Source organism: Rhodoblastus acidophilus, from assembly GCF_025961575.1.
Classification (GTDB): Bacteria; Pseudomonadota; Alphaproteobacteria; order Rhizobiales; family Beijerinckiaceae; genus Rhodoblastus; species Rhodoblastus acidophilus_C.
The window spans coordinates 41,773-64,330 of sequence record NZ_JAOQNX010000002.1 but is presented as its reverse complement, the minus strand read 5'-3'; the positions used below and the strand labels follow the sequence as shown (position 1 = coordinate 64,330).

Here is a 22,558-nt window from a genome sequence, read left to right as displayed (position 1 = left end):
GTCCGCGACGCTGACAATCACGGCCTTCGTCTTGGGAACTGTACTTTCGCGGCATCGGGCCTAAAGTTTATGCAACAGCCGGAAGCAGGGCGATGGACGGGAATATTGACCTCGACCGCGAGCGGCCCCGCTTGCGGGACCTGTTCGGTTTCGACGACTTCCTGCCCTTGCAGGCGCAGGCGGTGGCCGCCGCGCTCGCCGGCGAAAACCTGTTCGCGCTCTGGCCGACCGGCGGCGGCAAGAGCCTGATCTATCAATATCCCGCGCTCACCCGTCCCGGCCTGACCCTGGTGGTCTCGCCGCTGATCGCGCTGATGCGCGACCAGGCGGCGAAGCTTTCCGCACGGGGCTTGCCCGCGGGCGCTTTGCACATGGACCAACCCGCCGCCGAAGCCCAGGCCTGCCGCCGGGCGCTGGCCAGGGGCGAGTTGCGGCTGCTCTATGTGTCGCCGGAGCGTCTGGCGGAGCCGGAGGCGCGCGAAAAAATCTCCGGCGTCCGCCTGCTGGCGGTGGACGAGGCCCATTGCGTCTCGCAATGGGGCCATGACTTCCGTCCCGAATATGGCCGCATCGCCGAGGCCGCCGCAGCCCTCGGCCATCCCCAGATGATCGCCGCCACGGCGACCGCCGCGCCGCGCACCCGCGACGAGATCATCGCAAAACTGTTTTCGCGCCCGCCGCGCCTGATACTCGGATCGTTCCGCCGGAAAAACCTCAGCCTGTCCGTCGAAGCCTGCTCCGGCGATCCCGCGCGGCGAATCCTGCGCCTCGTCGCGGCGCGCCGGGGACAAAGCGTCATCGTCTATTGCGCCTCGCGGCGCCAGACCGAGCATATTGCCGCGGCGCTTGCCGACGCCGGCCTGGACGCCATCGCCTATCACGCGGGACTGCCCGGTCCGGCGCGCGCGGAGCGCCAGGACGCCTTTTTGCGCAGCTCCGACATGGTGATGGTCGCGACCATCGCCTTTGGTCTCGGCGTCGACAAGCCGGACGTGCGCGCCATCATCCATGCGGGCCTGCCCGACCATATCGAAACCCTCTACCAGGAGACCGGCCGCGCCGGTCGCGACGGCCGGCCGGCCGAAGCCATCGCTTTGTACGATCCCGCCCGTCTGCGCGCTTTGGCCGACGCCCGCCCCGAGATCGCCCGCATCGATCCCGCCTCGGCCGAAAGGGCGGCGGCGCTGATCCGCTATTTCACCACGACGGGTTGCCGCGAACAGGCGCTGTTGGCGCCGCTGGGCGAGCCTTGCCCGCCTTGCGGCCTGTGCGACAATTGCCGCAGCCGCGCGGCCCGTCTGCGCGCCGCGGCGCAAGCTGTTGCGCGCGCGCCCCATGCCTTTCGTCTTGGCCTGCAGCGATTCGCCGCGCAGGCGCTCGGCCCCCGGACCGCCGCCCCCGATCTCGACGACGCGCCGCGCCAGACCTGGGACCCCGTCCCGCCGCCAATCCCCTCTGATCCGCCCCTGACCGTCGCCGAATCGCGCCGGCTGCGCCGTCTGCGCGAATCCCGCCGGGCGCTGGCGCGAAAGCTGGGCGTCGCGCCCGCCCGCCTGATCGGCGAGCCGGCCCTGCTGGCGCTCGCGCTTGATCCCCCTGAGTCGCTGGCGGCGCTGCTGGCGCGCGCCGGCGACGAAACGGGATTGCTGGCGCGGCACGGCGCGGCCTTTCTTGATGGTCTCCGCGACGATTGAGCTTGCGCGGCCGCCAGCTGCGCAGGGACAGCTTGCAACCCTCGCGTGCTCGCGGGGGGCGCCTTCAATGGCGATGAGAAATATATCCAGCTGAATTTCCGTAAAGAATGCGCTCTCGCGTTTCCTTGCGAAATCGAGCGTTTCAAGCGCGAACGTAACATTTCGCGCAAAAGTTGTTTGTTAAGGTTGCATGTCGCCGCTGCGACAAGACGCAGCGGAGGAGCCGCAGCCCATCCTATTTCAAGGGGCGCGGCGGCGGCACAAAAAGCGGATCGGAGAGCGTTCGGCCATGACGACGTTGATCGACTTCTCATCGCTGCCAACGGCGCGGCGCCTCGATGGCGCCGCGGCGTCGGACATGCTGCGCGAGACGCTGCCGGGCGACGCGGCGCCTGCGTGGCTTGACCGGTCGCGCGACACGCTCGAGCTGCGCTTCGACGCGCGCCACGGCGCGCTCTGGTGCAACATGCGCCACGAAAATTCCGTGAGCTGGACGCTGCCGATGCTGCGCGAGATCAACGCGCTGTCCGACGATCTGCGCGCGGAGCATCAGGCCCGGGGCGGGACGCCCGTCAAATTCTTCATCGGCGCCTCGCTGCGCCCGGGCGTCTATAATATGGGCGGCGATCTCGGCTATTTCCTCGACCGGGTGCGGGCCGGCGACGAGGAGTCCTTGCGCGCTTACGCCTATGCCTGCTGCGACGCGATCTTCAACAATTACCAGGGGTTTGACGCCTCCGTGGTGACGATCGCGCTGCTCGAGGGCGACGCGCTGGGCGGCGGGCTCGAGGCGGCGCTGAGCAGCCATGTGATCATCGCCGAACGCGGGATCAATCTCGGCTTTCCCGAGGCCCTGTTCCACACCTTTCCAGGCATGGGGGCCTACAGCCTTCTGGCCCGGCGCCTCGACGGGGCGCGCGCCGAAAAGCTGATGCTGAGCGGGCGCATGTACAAGTCCGAGGATTTCTTCGACATGGGGCTGATCGACATTCTCGTCGACAAGGGGGAGGGCGCGGCCCGCGCCCAGGCCTATGTCGCCGAGCAGTCGAAGCGGCAGAAACTGCTGGTCGCCATGGGCGAGGTGCGCCGCAGGGTCATGCCGCTGTCCCTGCAGGAATTGCGCGATGTCACCGATGTCTGGGTGGACTCGGTGATGGGCCTCGCGCCGATCAACCTGCGCAAGATGGAGATGCTGGCGCTCGCCCAGGACCGTCTGTTCGGCCAGACCTCGACCGCCCGCTTCAAATAGGCGCTCTCCGGGGACATGATCGACTTGCGCGCGCGGCGTCGGGCATTTGGCCGGCGCCGATGGCCGCAAGTCGTTCGTGTCCCCCATCGCGTTTTCGCCAAAAGCAAACGGCGCGCTCCCCGGAGCGCGCCGTATGATTTTTTCGGGAAACGAAGCGCGCAGCGCTCACCACACTGCGGCGAGAACGCCAGTCATGAAGGCGAAGGCGGCGGCGATGGAGACGATTTCAATCTTGAGAGCGGTGACCATGTTCCGAACCCCACGATGTACCCACTCGTAACGAGAGGTTAACAACCCGACGGTTAATTTTTCGTTTCCTCCACCCCAAATGTACTTTTTATGACGTCTTCGTGGAATTTCATTCCCTGGGCGCCTACGCCTGAATTACGGGCAGCTCGCGGAAAAATGATCAGAGTTTGAGCACAAGTCCCTTGCATTTGCCGAGACTGCTGAAATGCGCGATCAATGGCTAGAAATTTGGGCTGCAATGCGTCGGGATTGAGGCGGTTGGCATGGGCGGCGACGCCGGGGACTGCGGATGGCGAGGGATGGGGCGGCGCTCCTACCATCACGGACGCCTGCGCGAAGCCCTGATCGCCGCGGCGCGCGCGCTGATCTCGGAGCGCGGCCTCGCCGGCTTCACCCTGGCCGAGGCCGCCAAGCGCGTCGGCGTGACCGGCGCCGCGCCCTACCGCCATTTCGCCGATCGCGACGCGCTGGTCGCCGCTTTGGCGCAGGACGGTTTTTCACATTTCAACCAATTGCTCGGCCGCGCCTGGGACGGCGGCAAGCCCGATCCCGTCGCGGCGCTGCGCCGGCGCGGCGAGGCCTATCTCGCCTTCGCCCGCGACGAACCCGGTCTTTACCGCGCCATGTTCGGCGACGCCGGTCCGTCGCGCCGCCCCGCCGACGGCGCGGCGCGCGCCGCCTTCGACGAGCAGGTGCGCGCGTGCGTCGACGTGCTGCGCTTCTTCCACGCGCCCGAGCGCGACGCCGAAACCTTGGCCATGCAGATCTGGGCGATGAGCCACGGCGTCGCCGACCTGATGTTGTCAGGCCATTTCGAAGGGCCCGAGCAGGCCAACAAAATCCTGGACTCCGGCGTCGCCGCGCTGGTCGAGGGCGCGATGCGCAAGGCGCTCGGCATCGCTTCCGTAATCCCCGCAGGCTGAAAAATAATATTTCGCACGGCGCCCTCTGGAAACCGCCTAGATGTAAATTCATATAACATTCGCATCGCCGGGCTTGGTCCTGTGGCGGTGGCGGAGAAACATCATGAGCTGTCACACCCATGCCCAAGGCGAGGGCCGCTGCGGGCGAATGAACTGGAAGCCGATGGAAGTCGTCGCGATGGTCATCGGATTCATCTGGTGGGCGCCGCTTGGCCTCGCCATTCTGGTCTGGAAGATTTGGCAGGCCAAATCCCGCTACAAGGGCGATTTCGGCGATTTCGCCCAGGAGAAATGGGGCGAATTCGAACAGCGCTCGGGCTTGCGCGGCATGGCGCGCAATTTCAAGGATTGGCCGGGGTCGTCAGGCAACGCGGCCTTCGACGAGTGGCGCAAGGCCGAACTGGAGCGCCTCGCCGAGGAGCGCCGCAAGATCTTTGAGGCGGAAAAAGCCTTCGAGGACTATCTCGAGGCCTTGCGCAAGGCCAAGGACCGCGAGGACTTCGAAAAGTTCATGGCGAGCCGCAACAAGCCCGAGCAGCCGCAGGGCTAAGGGTTCGCGCGCCGTAACCTCTCCGGTTACGGCGCGTAAGATTTTAAGCGTTAACCAATTCTTTTGACATCCGGTTAAGCTGAAAGCGCGATTGCTCAGGGATGGCGCGCGCGCAAAACCCTGATCTTCGGAACTGCTCCCGGCGCGCGGGCGCCGTGGCGGCGCTCGTCTGTCTGGCGGCGCTCGGCGGCTGCGGCAAGTTCGGCGGCGCCGAACGTCCGGCCTGGCGCGGGCAGGCGGAAGCGGCCTGTTTCGCCCGCAACCAGGTGACCCTGTCCAATTACATCCAGCCGGCGGCCCATGAGATCGACGGCCCCTCGATCTGCGGCCTGACGCGGCCCCTCAAGGTCACGGCGCTGCTGGGCGGAACCGTCCAGTTCAATTCGACGCAAACCCTGGATTGCCCGATGGTGGCGGAGCTCGAAGCCTGGGTGACCGAGACGGTTCAGCCGGCGGCGAACGCCCGCTTCGGCCAGCCGGTCGCGCAGATCGACTCCATGGGCTCCTACAGCTGCCGGGGCATGAACAACCAGTTTGGCGCGCGGCTGTCCGAACACGCTTTCGGCAATGCGCTGGATGTCGGCGGTTTCGTCCTGGCCGACGGGCGCAAAATCCTCATCGTCCGCGATTGGACGCGCGGCGATCCGCAGACCCAGGCGTTCCTGCGCGATCTCCACAACGGGGCGTGCCAGCATTTCGCCACCGTGCTCAGCCCCGGCTCCAACGCCTTTCACTACAATCACATCCACCTCGACCTGGCGATGCATGGCATGACCTCGACCGGGCCGCGCCGCATCTGCAAGCCGGCGCCGCAACAAACCGAGCCGCCGTCGCGCAAGGACAATCTGCCGGATGCGCCGGAGATCGAGGACGATCTGGATATCGCCCAGGCCGGGCCGCCGCGCGCGCAGAACAGCTACGCCATGCGCCCCGGGCCCAGCCTCGCCGCGCCCTCCGTCATCGGCCGCGCCGCGCCGCCGTCGCGCGCCGCCACGCCCACGGAGTTGCACGCCTCTCGCACGCCGGCGCCGGCGCCCGAAGGCGATCCCGCCGATTTCGACCTGCCGCGCGCGCGGCGGTAATTCCAGCATTTTGCAACGTTTCGAGCGGCGGCTCCGCCCTGCGGCAGACCGGCGCGGCGCGAGAGCTGAAGCTGCGCCGCGTCTGTCGCGCCGCATCGCGCGCTTTCGCCGCAAATTGGCCGCGAAGTTTGGGCTTTTGCGCTTCCGAGCGATGGGCTAACCCATCGGGGAGCACAATGATTCGGCGCGGGAGAAGGCGAATGAGGAGAGCGGTGTGGATTGTTGCGGCCGCGGTGCTGGCGACCGGCGCGGCGCGCGCGGAAGATGGTCCGCCCCTCACCGAATTCGGCCGCGGTCTCGGACCGCGCGTGATCCCGACCCCGGTCGCGCCCGGGCCTGGCCCTGCCGCGGATGAAAAACCCACCCAATCGCCGGAGGCGCTGGTCTGCGCCAACAGCGACGGCAAGGCGTCGCCGGCGCAGCGCGAGGACGCCTGCTCCTTCGTCATCGACCAGCGCAAATGGAAGGGCAAGGAGATTTCCTGGGCCTACGCCAACCGCTGCGCCGTCCGCTACAAGCTCAAGCAGCTCGACCGAGCGCTGGCCGATTGCTCCGAGGCCATCGACCAAGACCCGGATCAGGCCAACGCCTACCAATTGCGCGCGGAAATCCACCGCAAGCGCGACAACCGCGCCAAGGCGCTGGAGGATTACGACAAGGCGATCGAACTCGGCGTGAAGAGCCCCGCCGTGTTCGCCGGACGCGGACTGCTGCGCCTGCTCGACGGCGACGGGGCGAAGGCGCTGGAGGATTTCAACCAGGAGGTCGCTTTGGCCGGCGGCCAGGAGGATTCCTGGATGGACCGCGGCAGCGCCCGCCTGAGCCTTGGCGATAATGTCGAAGCCGAGCGTGATTTCGCCAAGGCGACCGAACTGGCGCCCAAGAGCGCGCAGGCCTGGCTGAACCGGGGCGTCGCGGCGCTGGGCGCGGGCGACAAGGCCAAGGCCGCCGACTATTTCAACGAGGCGCTCAAGGACGATCCGGCGCAGGCCTATGCGGCGCTGTGGCGCTTCCTCGCCCGCGATGGCTCGCCGGAGGCCAAGGCGGAATTGCAGGCCTGGGTCGACAAGGCGACCAACAAGGACTGGCCCTTCGTGGTGACGCAGCTTTATGTCGGCCGCGCCGAGACGGCCGAAGCGCTCGGCGCGCCCAAGGACGACGACCAGCAATGCGAAGCCCGCTTCTACGTGGCGGAGAACCAGTTGCGGCAGGGCGCGACGCAGGAGGCGGCGATCGGGCTGAAGCGCGCGGTCGAAAGCTGCCCCAAGAATTTCATCGAATATTTCCGCGCCGTCGCAGATCTGAAGACGCTCGAGCCGAAATGAGGGGCGCAAGGCGCCCCTCAAACCGCTGACGAAATCCGGGCGCTTTGGAATATATAGAGAAATCCCTCATGGTGAGGAGGCCGCGACAGCGGCCGTCTCGAACCATGGCCGTGATCCCGGGACCGCGTTCACGAGCGTCGCCCAAGACGGGCGCCAGTCTGCAAACACGGATTGTTCATCAGCGCCGCAATTGCATCCAGCGGGGATGTTCGCAATACTTCTTCACCCCGTACAGGCGCCGCCCCTTCGCAGCAGAAGGGGTCGGCCGCGATAAGAACGGCGGAAAAAGGGAGAAGGACATGAAGACATTTGTGCTCGCCTTGGGTGTGGTCGCGCTGCTCGCCGAGCCGGCGTTCGCCGGCGTCGCGCTTCCCGTCGCGGCCCCCGCCGACGCCACCGTGGGCGTCGCCCCGACCCAGGTGGTGACGCGCGCGGGCGTGGCGCATCGCTCCTCCCGCCGCACATCCCGCCGCGTCAACCGCCGGCACAGCTACTGAGCGCGTTTCGCCTGTAGAAAGCGCATAAAAAGAACAGAGCCCGTTCGCCGAACGGGCTCTGTTTTGTTTTCCGGTCTGCGCTCTTGGCGCGCTCTTGGCGGATGCCCCGTTACTCCAACGGCAGCGCGACGAACCGCGCCTGGCCCTGGCCATTGGCCACCAGCATCAGCGCCGTCTTTTTCTTTTCCGCCCTCAAAACCTTGAGCTGCGCCTGGACGTCGTCGGGCCGGGCGACCGGCGTGCGGTTGATCTCGGTGATGACGTCGCCCGGCGCCACTTTTTGCTCGGCGGCGCGGCTGTCGGGATCGACCCGGATCACCAGCGCCCCGGCGACCCCCTCCTTGATCTGGAATTTGCCGCGCGCCGCATCGTCGAGCGGGGCGAGTTCGAGGCCGAACGCCTTCACCGTCGTCGCCGCCGGCGGCGGCGTCTGCGGCTTCAGCTCGCCGAGTTTCGCCGGCTTGGCGCCGCGTTCGTCGAGCCGGCCGAGCGTGACCTTCTTCGTCACCTCCTTGCCCTCGCGCACCACCACCACATCGACTTCCTTGCCGACCGGGGTTTGCGCCACGATCTTCGGCAGTTCATGCGCGTCCGGCACCGCCTTGCCGTCGAAGGAGACGATGACGTCGCCGGCCTTGAGCCCGGCGGCCGCGGACGGCCCCTTGTCCTCGACGCCGGAGATCAGCGCGCCCCGCGCCTTGCCCAGGCCCAGGCTGTCGGCGATGCTCTCGTCGATCTTCTGGATGCGCACGCCAAGCCAGCCGCGCCGGGTCTCGCCGAATTTGAGCAATTGCTCGATCACCGGCTGCGCCGTGTCGGCGGGCGTGGCGAAACCAATGCCGATCGAACCGCCCGAGGGCGAGAGAATGGCCGTATTGATGCCGATCACCTCGCCGGCCATGTTGAACAGCGGGCCGCCGGAATTGCCCTTGTTGATGGCGGCGTCGGTCTGAATGAAACTGTCGTAGGGCCCGCTGTCGATGTCGCGGTTTTTGGCGGAAATAATGCCGGCCGTGACGGACCCGCCGAGCGCGAAGGGATTGCCCACCGCCAGCACCCAGTCGCCGACCCGCGCCTTGTCGCTGTCGCCGAATTTGACGGCGGCCAGCGGCTTGGGCGGTTTCACCCGCAGCACCGCGACATCGACCTTGGCGTCCTTGCCGACCAGTTCGGCCCGCAGTTTCGAGCCGTCGGTGAAGATCACGTCGATCTCGTTGGCGTCGGCGATCACATGGTTGTTGGTGATGACGATGCCGCTAGAATCGATGACGAAACCCGAGCCCAGCGAGGACGAGCGGCGCGGCCGGTCGCCGTTGGGCTGCCGGTGGCGTTTCAAAAATTCCTCGAACATGTCGTCGAGCTGGCCGCCGGGCGGCAATTTCTCCGCCTTGCGGTCCTCGACCTGGGTGGCGGAAATATTCACCACCGCCGGGGTCACCTGTTCCGCGAGGTCGGCAAACGATTCCGGAGCGCCCCGGGCCAAAGCCGGGGCGGAGAGGGCGAGCAGGCCGGCGAGCGCCGCCGCGAGCAATTTCATGGAAAACCTCACTTGTTCGGGCTCGGCGCCGGCGCCTTGCCGGAGGCTGAATTGAAGTAGCGGAAGAAATCGGCCTCCGGCGACAGCACGAACCGCGATCCGCCCGATTTCAGCGCCGTCTCATAGGCCTGCATGGAGCGGTAGAAGGTGAAGAAATCCGCATCCTGGCCGAAGGCGTCGGCAAAAATCTTCGCGCGCTCGCCGTCGCCTTCGCCGCGCAGCGTCTCCGCCTTCTGCCGGGCCTCGGCGACGATCACCGTGGCGTCGCGCTGGGCGCTGGCGGTGATCTGCGCCGATTCCTGCTGGCCGAGCGCACGATATTCCGCCGCCTCGCGGGCGCGTTCGGCGCGCATGCGGTCGAACACTTTTTCGGAGATCTGGCGCGGCAGATCGACCCGGCGAATGCGCGCGTCGACCACGGTCAGGCCGAATCTTTTCGCTTCGGCGTCGACCTGCTCGCGGATTTTCGCCGTGAGCTCGACGCGCTGGTCGCGCACGATCCGGGTCTGGTCGGCGTCGCCGAGCACGCGGCGCACCGCCGAGTTCAGCACGGACGCGAGCTGGTTGCCGGCGCCGGCGACGGTCCGCACGGTCTGGTAGAATTTCAGCGGATCGGTGATGCGGTAGCGCACGAAAGCGTCAACTTCCAGCCGCTGGTTGTCAGACGCCAGCACCTCCTGCTGCGGCGATTCCAGATCGAGGATGCGGTTGTCGATATAGACGACCGATTCGATCAGCGGCAGCTTGAAGTGCAGGCCGGGTTCGGTGACCAGGCCGCGGCCGGGCAGGGGCTCGCCAAAGCGCAGGATCAGCGCCTGCTGGGTCTGCCGGACTTCGAACACCGAGGCATAGGCCAGCAGCAGGGCCAGCGCGCCGACGACGAACAGAATGCGCGCGCGCATCAGCGACCTCCCGCGGGCTTGGTGTTGGAATGCTCGCCGCCTTGCAGCGGGTTGAGCGGCAGCACCGGCAGCGCGCCGGCGCGGTCGAGCATGATCTTGTCGCCGGAATGCAGCACGCGCTCCATGGTTTCGAGATATAGACGCTCGCGGGTAACCTCCGGCGCCTTCTTGTATTCATTGAAGATTTTCAGGAAGCGAGCGGTCTGGCCGCGCGCCTCCGCCACGGTCTGCTCGCGATAGGCTTCGGCGTCGCGCTCGATCTTGGACGCTTCGCCGCGCGCCTGCGGCACGATCTTGTTGGCTTCGGCCTGCGCCTCGTTGATGAAGCGGCTGCGGTCCTGCTGCGCCGCGGTCACGTCGCGGAAGGCGGCGATCACGGTCGGCGGCGGGTCGACGGAGAGCAATTGCACCTGCAGGATGGTGACGCCGGCATGGTAGGAATCGAGAATGTCCTGCATCGCCTTTTGCGCGGCGGGTTCGATCACCTTGCGCTCGGCGGTGAGCAGACGCTGGATCTGCGTGCGCCCGACGATCTCGCGCATGGCGCTTTCCGCCACCGCCTTGATCGTCTCGGCCGGGTTCTTGATGTTGAAGGCGAAATCCTCGGGCTTGCTCGGGTCGATCTGCCAGATCACCCGGAATTTCACATCGGCGATGTTCTCGTCGCCGGTGAGCATCAGGCTTTCCTCCGGCGCCTCGCCGATGCTGGAAATGCTGGGCACGCCGCGCGCGCCAATGTCGATGGAATTGCGGTCGGTGACATTGAGCTTGACGACGTCGCCGACCGGGCTCGGCCAATTGTAGTTCAGGCCCGGCCCGGTCTTGCCGACATAGCGGCCAAAGACAAGATTAAGCCCGACCTGGTTGGGATCGACCGTATAGAAACCGCTGGAGAGCCAGAGCAAGGCGAGCACGCCCGCGATCATGGCGCCGATGCGCGGGGTGATGTCGCCGGGGCCGAATTTCCCGAGTTTTTCCTGGGCGCCGCGGACAAGACCCTCGAGGTCCGGGCCGGAGCCCCAGGGGTTCTTGGGCGGCCCGCCCCAGGGATTGTCGTTCCTGGGCGGATCGCCCCAGGGATTCTTCGGCGTGTCATTCTTGGGGGCGGCGCCCCAGGGATTTTTGTCGCCCGCGCCGTCATCCGGCTTGCGGGAGCCGTCACCACCTTGATTTTGCCAGGGCATGAAGTCCTCGAATGGATTGCAGGACTTATATAGCGCGGCAATGGCGGAACGGAACAGGCGCGGCGCGCGATGTTGGCGCGCAGGCGACCAATTCAGTCCTTTGAAGCCAGAAAAATCCGGCGCAGCTCGGTTTTCAGCAGTTTTCCCGTCGCCCCATGCGGCAGGGCGTCGGTGATCTCCACACGGTCGGGCACCGCATATTTCGCCACCTTGCCCTCGAAAAATTGTCTGATCGCCGCCGGGGAGGGCGCGCGGCCCTCGCGCGGCACGACGATCACCAGCGGCCGCTCGCCCCAGATCGCGTCGGGAACGGCGATGGCGGCGGCCTCGGCGACGTCGGGATGGCTGGCGGCGATGTTTTCCAGTTCGATCGAGCTGATCCATTCGCCCCCTGACTTGATCAGGTCCTTGGTGCGGTCGGTGAGTTTTAGATATCCGTCGGAGTCGATGACGCCGACATCGCCGGTGGGAAGCCAGCCGTCCTGCGTCAGGATATTGTCCTGATGGCGGAAATAGCCGCTGGCGATCCAGTGGCCGCGACACGAAACTTCGCCTGGGGTCTTGCCGTCCCAGGCAACCTCTCCTTCCGCACCCATCACGCGCAGGTCCGAGCCGAACAGCACGCGGCCCTGCTTGCAGGCGTGGTCGGCGGGCGCCTTCACAGTCGAAGGCTTGGGCCGATTGGCGGTGACCAAGGGGCTGGTTTCGGTCATGCCCCAGCCCTGAATGGCCTCGACGCCAAATTCGGCGAAACCTTCGACAAGGGCGAGGGGCAGGGCGGCGCCGCCCGACAAGATGCGCTTCAGCGTCTCGAACCGGGCGCCGGTGGCGCGCATATGGGCGAGCAGGGCGCTCCAGACGGTCGGCACGCCTACGGCCAGTTCAGCGCGCTCCTCGTTCATCAACCGCAGCACCGAGACGGGATCGAGCTGGCGGCCCGGCATCAGCAGGGTCGCGCCGACCATGGGCGCGGCATAGGGCAGCCCCCAGGCGTTGACATGGAACATGGGAACGACGGGCAGAACGCGGTCGGTGGCGCGCAGGCCGATGCCGTCGGGCATGCACACGCCAAAGGCGTGCAGCAGGCTGGAGCGGTGCGAATAGAGCACGCCTTTTGGTCGGCCGGTGGTTCCCGACGTGTAGCACAGGCCGCTCGCCGTGTTTTCGTCGAACTCGGGCCAGTCGGACGCCGCCACCGCTTGGGAGATCAGCGTTTCGTAGGCATAAAAATTCTTGCCATGTGGCGGGTAACAGGTCCCGATTTCGGCCGCCTCGCCGAGCACGACGATCGCGCGCAGACTAGGCGTCCGCGCCGCCGCGCTCTCCGCCAGCGCCAGAAAACCGGGATCGACGAACAGCACGCCGTCTTCGGCATGGTCGAGGATATAGCCGATATCGTCGACCGACAGGCGCGGGTTGATGGTGTGGCAGATCGCGCCCATGCCCGAGATCGCATAGTAAAGCTCGAGATGCCGGTCGCTGTTCATGGCGAGCGTGGCGACGCGGTCGCCGAACTTGACGCCGAGTTCGCGCAGGGCGCCCATGAGTTTTCGCGCCCGCGCCTCGATCTGCGCATAAGTCGTGCGCGCCAGCGCGCCGTTTTCGCGGCGTGAGATGACCTCGGCCGCGCCGTGGTGGCGCGCGGCATGAACGATGATCGACGAAATTAGCAATTCGCGCCGCTGCATCAGGCCGAGCATGGCGATCCTCCCCAAAATGATTTGTCATTGTTGTTTTGGGGGATGTTAGCGCGATCCCACGAAAGAGAACAACTTTGGTTCCGAACGGTCTGTCAAGTTGACGGTGTCGTTGAAATCATGAATGCTTGAGCACTTTGCAATGGCCCGAAGCCATCCGACCCATACGGCTGCGTTCAAGTAAACCTTGGAATGGAATTGCGTTTTTGCCGAGCGAGCGCTCGGGAAGGCGCGCCGGTTTCCAGTCAAGAGCCGTGTCCTCGCGGGACTCGCGGGGCGGTTTCGCTTGGAAAAAAGGATTTTTGGGCCATGCTTTCGCAAGACAATATTGACGAAAACACGCCGCTCGGCGCGACCCTTTCCCGCGGCGGCGCGACCTTCAAGGTCTGGGCGCCGCTCGCCAAAGCCGTTTATCTCAACGGCCTGTTCGGCGGGGCCGAATTCGAAAAGCAAACGGAAGCGCGCCTGCTGGCGAGAGACCCGTTCGGCTTCTGGACCGGGTTCCAGGCGGGCGCCCGCGACGGCGACCGCTACCGCTATTTTGTCATCGGCGAGGGATCGGCGGATTACAAGCGCGACCCGACGGCGCGCGAACTCGATCCGACGCGCCTGAACGCCTACGCCATCCTGCGCGGCGCCTCGACCTATCCCTGGCATGACGCCGATTTCGTCACGCCCGATTTTTCTGCGATGATCGTCTATCAGGCGCATATCGGCACATTCGCGACCCGCGCCGAGGGCCGCTCGTCGAACCTGCTCGAAGCCGCCTGCCTCGCCCCCTATCTGGCGCGTCTCGGCGTCAACGTGCTGCAACCCCTGCCGGCGGACAGGGGCGGGCGCGGCGTTGATCTGTTTTCGCCTGACTTTCCCTATGTGGCCTCGGCGGAAGAGGTCGAGCGCCTGGCGCCGCAGATCGACGCCATCCTCGCCGCCAAGGGGTTTGGCCCGCTGCCGGCGGGCGCGCTGCATTCGGCGCACAACCAGCTCAAGGCGCTGGTCGACCTCTGCCACATCCACGGCATCGCCGTGGTGTTCGACGTCGACGGCAATGTCGGCGGCCTCGTCGACGGCGCCGACGCCAGCGACAGCCTGGCGTCGGCGGTTCGGGACAGCGGCGTCGCCTTCGCCGCCTGGAAGGACCAGGTGCGGCGTTTTCTGCACGAGAACGCGCGGTTTTACGCCGACGAAGTGCATGCCGACGGCCTGCGCTATGACGAGATCGGCATTCTGCTGTCCGCCGACCGGGCGGATGAATGGGTGTTCTGCCGCGACTATACGAAACGGCTGAGGTCGCGCTGGCCGAGCTTCTTGCAGGACCCGAATTTTTGGACGGGCGCGGCTTTCGACGCCTCCGATGGCGCGCTGCCGATCGTCGCGCCGGTGACGGCGGGCGGCGAGGGGCTGGATGTGGTCCAGCATGATGTGTTGCGCAGCCGGATTCGTGATGCGATCCAGGCTGCGTCCTACACTGGGCATGGGCCGCTGCCGATGAGCGGCGTCGCGGCGGCGCTCAGCCGGTTCGGCTTTGATCGCCCCTGGCGCACGGTGACCTGCGTGGAGAACCACGATCTCGCCCATATCGGGCGCCAGCAGCGCATCGCCGCGCTGGCCGATTCCGCCAACCGCCGCTCCTGGTACGCGCGCAGCCGCGCCCGTGTGGCGATGGGCCTGCTGCTCACCGCCCCCGGCATCCCCCAGCTGTTCATGGGCCAGGAGTTTCTCGAGGACAAGCAATGGACGCCCGAGGGCGACAATCTGCTGTGGTGGGAAGGATTTGAGGGCGCTGACAAGGCCATGTCCGACCATTGGCGCTGCACCGCCGACCTGATCGCGCTGCGCCGCCAATACGAGGCTTTGCGCGGCGACCAGGTCAATGCCTATTACGTCAACGACAATGACCGCATCCTGGCGTTCCATCGCTGGAGCAAGGGCGGGGACATCGTGGTGGTCGTGTCGCTCGCCGAATTCACCCGATACGACTACCGCCTGGGAATGCCCAGCCCCGGCGTCTGGCGCGAAGTTTTTAATAGCGACGCTTATGACAATTTCCCCAATCCGTGGGTCGCGGGCAATGGCGGATCGGTGAGCGCCGACGGCGAGGGGATGCATGGCATGCCTGCGTCGTCGATGCTGGTGATCCCGGCAAACAGCGTGCTCGTTTTGAGCCAACCGAGGGCGACGCCGAGCGTCGCGTTAGGAATGGCGGATCACAAATGAACGTTTTTTCGGGCCGCTTGCAGGATACTCTTCCCCAAACCCTCGAATATTCGGGAGAATTCGGACCCGAACTGGTTCTGTTCCTGCCCTTCGTCCATTGGCTCGCGCGCGAGGGCCTGCTTGAGGGGCGCCGCATCGTGACCTATCGCGGCATGCGCTGCTTTTATGAAGACCTCGCCTGCGCCGAACTGATCGAAAAGCCCGACGCTCGCCGCTATGTGCCGCCAGATCGACGCCCGGACTGGCTGCCGGTGAGGAATGAGCACGATTTCGATGGCGAGGGGCGGTCTTCGCGCCACTTCTGCCCCGACCTGCGCGCGCGTTTCGCCGCTGTGCCGCTCGCCTGCGGCCTGGACGCGTCGCGCCCGCTGCTGATCGTCCATAACAAATACGTCAACGAATGGGGCAGGGGGCCCGTCAACCACATCCCTCTGCCGACGCTCGACGCGATTTTTAGAACGCTCAAACATGCCTTCGTCATTGTTTACATTCGCCACGGCATGTCGCCGCCCGAAGGCGGTTATGTTGAGGACCACAACGAAACCCTGCCAGATCTCGACGATCGCGGCCTGTTGCGGCGCCATCCCGAGGTGTTCGCCTTCGACGACCTGTTTGCCGCGCATCGCGGCGCCACGGGCGAGGCAGATCTCAACCGCTTCAAGGCGGCGCTGCTGGCGCGTTGCCACCGTTTCATCTCCAGCCAGGGCGGGGGCGCGCACCAGATCGCGCTGCTGAGCGGCTCGCTGTTCGCCGTTCTGCATCGGTTGGGGGCCGAGGAGCACTGGGCTTACGCGCAAGGCTATTACACTTTTCACGCCCGCGTGCCGCCGCTGCTTGCCGCATGCCGCGGCGACGCGGAGTTGCTTCAGGCGATCGCGATGTTCATGGGCAGCGTCGTGATCGACGACCGCTGCCTGCCGAGCCGTGGGGCGGCGGGGATTCTCACCGCCTTGTCTCCCTCGACCCTGAGACAGCGCTGATCTTTTTTGGGTCGGCTCACCGCCGTTTCTTGCCCTTGTGCTTCCACGCCGCGCTGGCCTTCGGTTTCGCCTCTCCGCCGCCGAAATTATGCGGCCCCATATCGGCGTCGGTCGGCTTGTGAATTCTTGAAGACGAAGTCTTGGGCGGCAGATTGGCGGCCGACCCATATTTCCCGGCGCCGGAAAACCCGCCGCCGCCCGCCTCGACATCGGCCTGCCGCGCCAGCGGGTCGTCGGCGACGGTCAACTCGACCGCGCGCAGCCGCTTGATCTCGTCGCGCAGCCGGGCGGCGGTCTCGAAATCGAGATCGGCGGCGGCGGCGCGCATCTGCTTTTCCAGATCGGCGAGCGTCGTCTGGAAATTGTGGCCGATGGCGGCGGGCGTCGCGACTCCCGTATCCACGGTGACATGGTCCTGCTCGGCCACGGACCCCAAAATGTCGGCGATGCCGCGTTTGATCGTGGCGGGCGTGATCCCATGTTCCGCATTAAAGGCGAGCTGCTTTTCGCGGCGGCGCTGCGTCTCGCCCATCGCCCGCTCCATCGAGCCGGTGATGGAATCGGCGTACAAAATGACCTTGCCGTCGACGTTGCGCGCTGCGCGCCCGATGGTCTGCACCAAAGACCGCTCGCTGCGCAAAAATCCTTCCTTGTCCGCGTCGAAAATCGCCACCAAGGCGCATTCGGGAATGTCCAAACCTTCGCGCAAAAGATTGATGCCGACCAGCACGTCGAAGGCGCCCAGCCGCAGGTCGCGGATGATCTCGATGCGTTCGATCGTGTCGATGTCCGAATGCATGTAGCGCACGCGCACGCCATGCTCGTGCAGATATTCGGTGAGGTCTTCCGCCATGCGCTTGGTCAGCACGGTGACCAAAGTGCGATAGCCCCGCGCGGCGGTGTCGCGGATTTCGCCCAAAACGTCGTCCACCTGGGTGCGCGCCGAGCGCACCTCCACGGGCGGATCGACCAGCCCGGTGGGGCGGATCACCTGTTCGACGAATACGCCCTGTGCGCGCTCCAGCTCCCAGTCGCCGGGGGTGGCGGAGACGTGAACGGATTGCGGCCGCATCGCGTCCCATTCCTCGAAACGCAGCGGCCGGTTGTCCATGCAGGAGGGCAGTCGGAACCCATATTCCGCCAGCGTCGCCTTTCTTCGAAAATCGCCGCGATACATGCCGCCGATCTGCGGCACGGTGACATGGCTTTCGTCGGTGAAGACGATGGCGTTGTCGGGCAGATATTCGAACAGGGTCGGTGGCGGCTCGCCGGGTTTGCGGCCGGTGAGATAGCGTGAATAATTTTCGATGCCGGCGCAGGAGCCGGTGGCGTTGAGCATTTCGATGTCGAACAGCGTGCGCTGCTCCAGCCGCTGCGCCTCGAGAAACCGCCCGGAGGCGTGCAACTCGTCCAGCCGCTGGCGCAGCTCCGCCTTGATCGAATCCACCGCCTGCAGCAGCGTGGGGCGCGGCGTCACATAATGCGAGTTCGCGTAAAATTTGACCTGCTCCAGCTCGTGCAATTTCTTGCCGGTGAGCGGGTCGAATTCGGCCAGCGACTCCACCTCATCGCCGAAGAAGGAAATGCGCCAGGCGCGGTCCTCATAGTGCGCCGGAAAAACTTCAACGGTGTCGCCGCGCACGCGAAAATTGCCGCGCGCGAAATCGGGGGTGCGCTTGTATTGCAGCGCGACCAAGTCCTGAAGCAACTGCCGTTGGTCGAGCTTTTCGCCGACGCTGAGCGAAAAGGTCATGGCGGTATAGGTCTCGACCGAGCCGATACCGTAGATGCAGGACACGGAGGCGACGATGATCACGTCATCGCGTTCGAGCAAAGCGCGGGTGGCGGCGTGGCGCATCCGGTCGATCTGCTCGTTGATCGAAGATTCTTTTTCTATATAGGTGTCGGTGCGCGGCACATAGGCTTCGGGCTGGTAATAATCGTAATAGGACACAAAATATTCGACGGCGTTGTTCGGGAAAAAGCTTTTGAATTCGCCATAGAGCTGGGCGGCCAGCGTCTTGTTGGGCGCGAGGATCAGGGCGGGGCGCTGCGAGCGCGCGATCACCTGCGCCATGGTAAAAGTCTTGCCGGAGCCGGTGACGCCCAACAACACCTGGTCGCGCTCGGCCTGGTCCAGTCCCGCAACCAGTTCATCGATGGCGCGCGGCTGGTCCCCCTGCGGCTTGTAATCCGAAACCAGATCAAATCGGACGCCGCCTTCCGACTTTTCCGGGCGCGCCGGACGATGGGGAACCCAGGGCTTGGCTTCCCGCAGATTGGGGTCGCCCTTCTCCAAAAGTTCGGCGAGGCTTTCGGCCGTCGCGCCCGACCCGGTGGCGAAGGACTCACGCGCCGGCGCCCGCCGTTTCGGCTTTTCCCGGACCAGCTCCGGCTCTTGCCCGAGGCCGTAGCGCTCGGCCTCCTCGTCGTTCAGCCGCTCGCCGATGTAAGGCGAGGCGGCCTCGGCCATGCCGGACGGAACCAAAGCCGGGTTGAGCAGGGCCGCCAAATGCTCGTCGAGCGGTTTGATATCCGGCTTGGAGGCCCGGCTGCGCGGGGTCGAAGGTTTTTTGGACATGCGCCGAATATGGCGGCGCAGGGTCCGTTTGAAAACCGCCTTGACGATCAGGTCCAGAGATTGATGCGGTTGCCCTGCTTGTCGGTGAAATTGCCGAACAGAATCATGACGAAGTCATAGACGGTCCAGACGACAAAACCGCCGCCGGTCAGCAATTGCAGGATGCCGGTGCCCCATTTGCCCACGTAGAAGCGATGGAAGCCGAACAGGCCGAAGAAGAAGCACAGCAGCGCCGCCGGCAGGATGCGCTTGGGCGAGGTCGTGTTGGGCGCGCCGCAATTGGGGCAGGCGATAGCGGATTCGTGGATTTGATGGCCGCAGCCGCGACAGATGAGCATGGAAAAAACCTCCAGAAAAATCCGGGACCGCCCTCGTGCTTCGAGTTGGCTCCTGCGGAGCCTCCTTAAGCGATGAGGGCGACTTCAGGGGTCAAGGCAGCGACGAAGATGAGCCCTCACCCTGAGGAGCTTGCGAAGCAAGCGTCTCGAAGGGCGAGGGCGTTCACGGACGCTAACTCAGCGCAAATCAGGCGGGGTCGCCTCCGCCGTCAAGCTGGTCAAAGCCTCGTCGAGCGTCGCAAAGGTCTGCGCCTGCGAGCCGAGCCGGCGGATCGACACGGTGCGCTCCGCCGCCTCTTTTCGACCCACCACGATCAGCACCGGGATTTTCGCCAGCGAGAGTTCGCGCACCTTGTAGTTGATCTTCTCGTTGCGCAGGTCGGTGTCGACGCGCAGCCCGGCCTTGCGGGCCAAAGCGGCGATCTCCAGCGCGTAATCGTCGGCGTCCGAGGTGATCGTGCAAATGGTCGCCTGCACCGGCGACAGCCACAGCGGCAGATGCCCAGCGAAATGCTCGATCAGAATGCCGGTGAACCGCTCCAGCGAACCGAATACGGCGCGATGGATCATCACCGGCGTCTGCTTGTCGGAATCCGCGCCGATGTAGAAAGCGCCGAACCGGCCGGGCAGATTGAAATCCACCTGGGTGGTGCCGCATTGCCATTCGCGGCCGATGGCGTCGCGCAGGGTATATTCGAGCTTCGGACCATAAAAGGCGCCTTCGCCGGGGTTGATCCCGGTTTTCACGCCCTGGGCCGCCAACTCGTCCAGCACCTTCTTCAGCGCGATTTCGGCGCGGTCCCAGTTCTCGTCGGACCCCACCCGCTTTTCCGGCCGGGTCGAAAGCTTGACGACAATGTCCTCGAAGCCAAAATCCTTGTAGATGGTCATGACCATCTCATTGACCTTCATGGCCTCCGCCATGATCTGCTCTTCCGTGCAGAAAATGTGGGCGTCGTCCTGGGTAAAGGCGCGCACGCGCATCACGCCATGAATGGCGCCGGAGGGCTCGTAGCGATGCACGATGCCGAATTCGGCGATCTTCATCGGCAGGTCGCGGTAGGACTTCAGGCCGTTCTTAAAAATCTGCACATGGCCGGGGCAGTTCATCGGCTTGAGCGCGAAAATCCGCTCGTCCTCGGTTTTGGTGAGGAACATGTTTTCGCGATAGGTCTGCCAATGGCCCGAGGTCTCCCACAGGGCGCGATCCAAAACCTGGGGCGTGTTGACTTCAATATAGCCCGCGGCCTGCTGGCGCCGGCGCATGAACGAGATCAGGCACTGGAACAGGGTCCAGCCCTTGGGGTGCCAGAAGATGGTGCCCGGGCCTTCCTCCTGGAAATGGAACAGGTCCATTTCGCGCCCCAGCCGCCGGTGGTCGCGGCGCTCGGCTTCCTCCAGCTGCTTCACATAGGCGTCGAGGTCTTCCTGCTTGGCGAAGGCGGTCGCATAAATGCGCTGCAGCATCGGCTTTGAGGAATCGCCGCGCCAATAGGCCCCGGCCACCTTCATCAGCTTGAAGGCGTTGCCGATCTTTCCCGTGGATTGCATGTGCGGGCCGCGACAGAGGTCGAGCCACTCGCCCTGGCGATAGATCGAGATCTTTTGGTCGGCCGGAATGGCCTGCACCAGTTCGACCTTAAAGGCCTCGCCATGCTTTTCGAACCAGGCGATGGCTTCGTCGCGTGACCATTCCTCGCGCACGATCGGTTTGTCGGCGGCGACGATCTCGCGCATCTTCTTCTCGATGGCGGCGAAATCCTCGGGGGTGAACGGGGTCTCGCGATAGAAATCGTAATAAAACCCGTTTTCGATCACCGGGCCGATGGTGACCTGCGTCCCCGGAAACAGGCTTTGGACCGCATCGGCCAGCACATGGGCGGCGTCGTGCCGGATCAGCTCCAGGGAACGCGGGTCGTCGCGATTCAAGAATTCGATTTTGGCGTCGGCCTGGATCGGGGTGGAGGCGTCCACCATCTGGCCGTCCAGCATCATGGCGACGGTTTTTTTCGCCAGCGACGGGGAGATGGTTTTGGCGATTTCTAAGCCGGAGACGCCGGGCTCATAGGCGCGCGACGCGCCATCGGGGAAGGTTACGGAAATCATACAAAACTCCTGCTCACTCGCCGAGACGGGCCGGCGTAAGCTGTGGACGGGCGTATGGTCTAACCAATTCGCTTTGGGCGCGCAACGCTGGCAAGGCGGCGCGCCGGATTGACGCGCCGGCATGCGCCGGGCGACAATCGGCGCAGTCAGGAAGGTGTTGCGTGCGGCGTTATCTCAAACAGTTGCAGCTTGGTTTGTTGGCGCTTGCGGCGCTGCTCGCGGGCGTGTTGGGCGTGGTGGTGCTGTCGCCGAAGCCACCCTCGTCGCCCGCCGAGCCCGCGCCGAGCCAGCCGGCGCCCGAACCCGCGTCGCCGCCGCTCGCGGTCAAGCCGGTGACGACGCAGGCGGTCAGGCCTGAGCCCGCGCCGGCCAGCCCTCCCTTCGTTCCGCCCGACCCCGAGCTCGAATCCGCCTGGGCGGACAAGCTGCGCGCGGCGCCGGACTATGCGCCGTTCTTCGACGCGATGCGCGCAGCCTTCCCCGCGGAATGGACGCAGGCCCTGCGCGACGCCTCCGCCCAGGGCGGCTTGCAAAAGCCGGAAGGGGTGGACCTGCTGATGAGCCTCGCCGTGCAGGAAGCGCGGGGCAAGAGCGGGCTGCTGGCGGCGCGGGCCGACAACGGGGCGCTCGACGCCCTGTTCGCACGGCAATTGGCGGTGGCGCGACAGCTCGCGGCCACCGACTCGGCCTTGTGCCTCGATTTCCTCAATGGCGCGGCGGCGCAGCGCTTCACCCTTTTCGCCGCCACCCACAGGGCGGTTATGGCCGGTCAGGCGCTGGCCGGGATCGAGGCGATCGAGAGCGGCGCCAAGGCCAAAATCCAGCGCGAACCGCCCAGCCAGGCTGATTTCGACCTGCTGGAAAAGGCGCTGCGTGCGAAAGGCCTGTCAGCGGAGGCGATCGCGCTGCTGCTTGACGGCAAGCAGCCGCCGGCTCCGATCCCCGACGACCAGGCGTGCAGGAACGGCGTCGCCTATCTGGAAACGCTGGCCCAGCTCGACGAACCCGCGCGGATGCGGCTCTACGCGCTCGCCGTGCAGCTCATGGCTCACGACTGATCCGGCGCGACCGCCTCGCAGACCGGTTTCTTCCGCCAATGACCGTAGCGCCAGGGGTGTAGCGCGTCGGCGCCTTCGGCCAGATGTTCGGGAACGGGATCGTAACCGGAATCGCCCCAGGGATGGCATCGGCACAGCCGCGATGCGCCCATCCAGCCGCCGGCCCAGAGACCGTGGCGGTCCAGCGCCTCGTCCATATAGGCGGAGCAGGTCGGCAGATAGCGGCATTGCCGCCCCATCAGGCCGGACAGGGTGAGCTGGTAGACGCGGACCATGCCGCGGGCCGCGAGACGGGGCCATTTTTCGGGCGTGAACACCAAGGCGCTCCCTGGACTGTTGCAAGAAAACGACGCCGGCCACAATCCCGATCCGGCGCCGGCGGCTGATCT

General features: G+C 65.6%; 18 protein-coding genes. 10 read left to right on the top strand and 8 right to left on the bottom strand.

Translation table 11 applies throughout. The annotated features are described in order from the left end of the window. The first annotated feature begins 92 nt into the window (after positions 1-92). The 7 genes from M2320_RS01500 to M2320_RS01470 all read left to right on the top strand — a co-directional run bounded on the left by M2320_RS01500 (position 93) and on the right by M2320_RS01470 (position 7,569). Positions 93-1,694, top strand: a complete 1,602-nt coding sequence (locus tag M2320_RS01500) for a RecQ family ATP-dependent DNA helicase (RefSeq protein ID WP_264595777.1) — start codon at positions 93-95, stop codon at positions 1,692-1,694. Between the two features lie 289 nt (positions 1,695-1,983). Beyond that, entirely contained in the window at positions 1,984-2,943 is a 960-nt protein-coding gene (locus M2320_RS01495; protein ID WP_264595776.1) for a crotonase/enoyl-CoA hydratase family protein, read from the top strand. 548 nt (positions 2,944-3,491) lie between these two features. Then, the gene (locus M2320_RS01490) at positions 3,492-4,115 is read left to right on the top strand and encodes a TetR/AcrR family transcriptional regulator (RefSeq protein ID WP_264595775.1); all 624 of its coding nucleotides are present in this window, start codon (positions 3,492-3,494) and stop codon (positions 4,113-4,115) included. A 103-nt stretch (positions 4,116-4,218) separates the two neighbouring features. Next, positions 4,219-4,665, top strand: a complete 447-nt coding sequence (locus M2320_RS01485) for a DUF2852 domain-containing protein (protein ID WP_184427376.1) — start codon at positions 4,219-4,221, stop codon at positions 4,663-4,665. A 155-nt stretch (positions 4,666-4,820) separates the two neighbouring features. Beyond that, entirely contained in the window at positions 4,821-5,747 is a 927-nt protein-coding gene (locus tag M2320_RS01480) for an extensin family protein (RefSeq protein ID WP_264595774.1), read from the top strand. A 200-nt stretch (positions 5,748-5,947) separates the two neighbouring features. Further along, entirely contained in the window at positions 5,948-7,072 is a 1,125-nt protein-coding gene (locus M2320_RS01475; protein ID WP_264595773.1) for a tetratricopeptide repeat protein, read from the top strand. A 299-nt stretch (positions 7,073-7,371) separates the two neighbouring features. After that, positions 7,372-7,569, top strand: coding sequence for a hypothetical protein (locus M2320_RS01470; protein ID WP_264595772.1), 198 nt, complete (start codon positions 7,372-7,374; stop codon positions 7,567-7,569). A 109-nt stretch (positions 7,570-7,678) separates the two neighbouring features. On the opposite strand, the gene M2320_RS01465 is transcribed toward M2320_RS01470, so the two are convergent. The 4 genes from M2320_RS01465 to M2320_RS01450 all read right to left on the bottom strand — a co-directional run bounded on the left by M2320_RS01465 (position 7,679) and on the right by M2320_RS01450 (position 12,892). Further along, entirely contained in the window at positions 7,679-9,106 is a 1,428-nt protein-coding gene (locus M2320_RS01465; protein ID WP_264595771.1) for a Do family serine endopeptidase, read from the bottom strand. Positions 9,107-9,114: 8 nt separating this feature from the next. After that, entirely contained in the window at positions 9,115-10,008 is an 894-nt protein-coding gene (gene hflC, locus M2320_RS01460; RefSeq protein ID WP_184427370.1) for a protease modulator HflC, read from the bottom strand. Further along, positions 10,008-11,192, bottom strand: coding sequence for an FtsH protease activity modulator HflK (hflK, locus tag M2320_RS01455; protein WP_184427369.1), 1,185 nt, complete (start codon positions 11,190-11,192; stop codon positions 10,008-10,010). Before hflK ends, hflC begins: the two co-directional genes overlap by 1 nt. 92 nt (positions 11,193-11,284) lie before the next feature. After that, entirely contained in the window at positions 11,285-12,892 is a 1,608-nt protein-coding gene (locus M2320_RS01450) for a long-chain fatty acid--CoA ligase (protein WP_264595770.1), read from the bottom strand. 306 nt (positions 12,893-13,198) lie between these two features. On the opposite strand from M2320_RS01450, the gene M2320_RS01445 reads away from it, so the two are divergent. Together M2320_RS01445 and M2320_RS01440 are read left to right on the top strand one after the other, a co-directional pair. Beyond that, positions 13,199-15,106, top strand: a complete 1,908-nt coding sequence (locus tag M2320_RS01445) for an alpha amylase C-terminal domain-containing protein (protein ID WP_264595769.1) — start codon at positions 13,199-13,201, stop codon at positions 15,104-15,106. Beyond that, on the top strand, positions 15,103-16,086 hold the full coding sequence (locus tag M2320_RS01440; RefSeq protein WP_264595768.1) for a hypothetical protein: 984 nt from the start codon (positions 15,103-15,105) through the stop codon (positions 16,084-16,086). The genes M2320_RS01445 and M2320_RS01440 overlap by 4 nt, the downstream gene beginning before the upstream one ends. A 16-nt stretch (positions 16,087-16,102) precedes the next feature. Here the strand turns inward: M2320_RS01440 and uvrB are convergent, their stop codons facing one another. From uvrB to thrS, 3 genes are all read right to left on the bottom strand, one after another. Beyond that, the gene (gene uvrB, locus M2320_RS01435) at positions 16,103-18,667 is read right to left on the bottom strand and encodes an excinuclease ABC subunit UvrB (RefSeq protein ID WP_264595767.1); all 2,565 of its coding nucleotides are present in this window, start codon (positions 18,665-18,667) and stop codon (positions 16,103-16,105) included. Positions 18,668-18,714: 47 nt separating this feature from the next. Next, entirely contained in the window at positions 18,715-19,005 is a 291-nt protein-coding gene (locus M2320_RS01430) for a TM2 domain-containing protein (protein ID WP_184427365.1), read from the bottom strand. Positions 19,006-19,182: 177 nt separating this feature from the next. After that, entirely contained in the window at positions 19,183-21,111 is a 1,929-nt protein-coding gene (gene thrS, locus M2320_RS01425) for a threonine--tRNA ligase (RefSeq protein WP_264595766.1), read from the bottom strand. Positions 21,112-21,272: 161 nt separating this feature from the next. On the opposite strand from thrS, the gene M2320_RS01420 reads away from it, so the two are divergent. Beyond that, positions 21,273-22,169, top strand: coding sequence for a hypothetical protein (locus M2320_RS01420; RefSeq protein ID WP_264595765.1), 897 nt, complete (start codon positions 21,273-21,275; stop codon positions 22,167-22,169). Here M2320_RS01420 and yidD read toward each other — a convergent pair. Further along, positions 22,160-22,444 carry a membrane protein insertion efficiency factor YidD gene (yidD, locus tag M2320_RS01415; protein WP_264595928.1) on the bottom strand — a complete coding sequence of 95 codons (285 nt, stop codon included), beginning with the start codon at positions 22,442-22,444 and terminating at the stop codon, positions 22,160-22,162. The genes M2320_RS01420 and yidD overlap by 10 nt on opposite strands. Positions 22,445-22,558: the final 114 nt, after the last annotated feature.

Excerpts from the sequence above, each read along its gene's own strand:
- M2320_RS01500 (WP_264595777.1), top strand. The coding sequence starts at position 93 with ATGGACGGGAATATTGACCTCGACCGCGAGCGGCCCCGCTTGCGGGAC.
- M2320_RS01495 (WP_264595776.1), top strand. The coding sequence starts at position 1,984 with ATGACGACGTTGATCGACTTCTCATCGCTGCCAACGGCGCGGCGCCTC.
- M2320_RS01490 (WP_264595775.1), top strand. The coding sequence starts at position 3,492 with ATGGGGCGGCGCTCCTACCATCACGGACGCCTGCGCGAAGCCCTGATC.
- M2320_RS01485 (WP_184427376.1), top strand. The coding sequence starts at position 4,219 with ATGAGCTGTCACACCCATGCCCAAGGCGAGGGCCGCTGCGGGCGAATG.
- M2320_RS01475 (WP_264595773.1), top strand. The coding sequence starts at position 5,948 with ATGAGGAGAGCGGTGTGGATTGTTGCGGCCGCGGTGCTGGCGACCGGC.
- M2320_RS01470 (WP_264595772.1), top strand. The coding sequence starts at position 7,372 with ATGAAGACATTTGTGCTCGCCTTGGGTGTGGTCGCGCTGCTCGCCGAG.
- M2320_RS01465 (WP_264595771.1), bottom strand. The coding sequence starts at position 9,106 with ATGAAATTGCTCGCGGCGGCGCTCGCCGGCCTGCTCGCCCTCTCCGCC.
- hflC (WP_184427370.1), bottom strand. The coding sequence starts at position 10,008 with ATGCGCGCGCGCATTCTGTTCGTCGTCGGCGCGCTGGCCCTGCTGCTG.
- hflK (WP_184427369.1), bottom strand. The coding sequence starts at position 11,192 with ATGCCCTGGCAAAATCAAGGTGGTGACGGCTCCCGCAAGCCGGATGAC.
- M2320_RS01450 (WP_264595770.1), bottom strand. The coding sequence starts at position 12,892 with ATGCTCGGCCTGATGCAGCGGCGCGAATTGCTAATTTCGTCGATCATC.
- M2320_RS01445 (WP_264595769.1), top strand. The coding sequence starts at position 13,199 with ATGCTTTCGCAAGACAATATTGACGAAAACACGCCGCTCGGCGCGACC.
- M2320_RS01440 (WP_264595768.1), top strand. The coding sequence starts at position 15,103 with ATGAACGTTTTTTCGGGCCGCTTGCAGGATACTCTTCCCCAAACCCTC.
- uvrB (WP_264595767.1), bottom strand. The coding sequence starts at position 18,667 with ATGTCCAAAAAACCTTCGACCCCGCGCAGCCGGGCCTCCAAGCCGGAT.
- M2320_RS01430 (WP_184427365.1), bottom strand. The coding sequence starts at position 19,005 with ATGCTCATCTGTCGCGGCTGCGGCCATCAAATCCACGAATCCGCTATC.
- thrS (WP_264595766.1), bottom strand. The coding sequence starts at position 21,111 with ATGATTTCCGTAACCTTCCCCGATGGCGCGTCGCGCGCCTATGAGCCC.
- yidD (WP_264595928.1), bottom strand. The coding sequence starts at position 22,444 with ATGGTCCGCGTCTACCAGCTCACCCTGTCCGGCCTGATGGGGCGGCAA.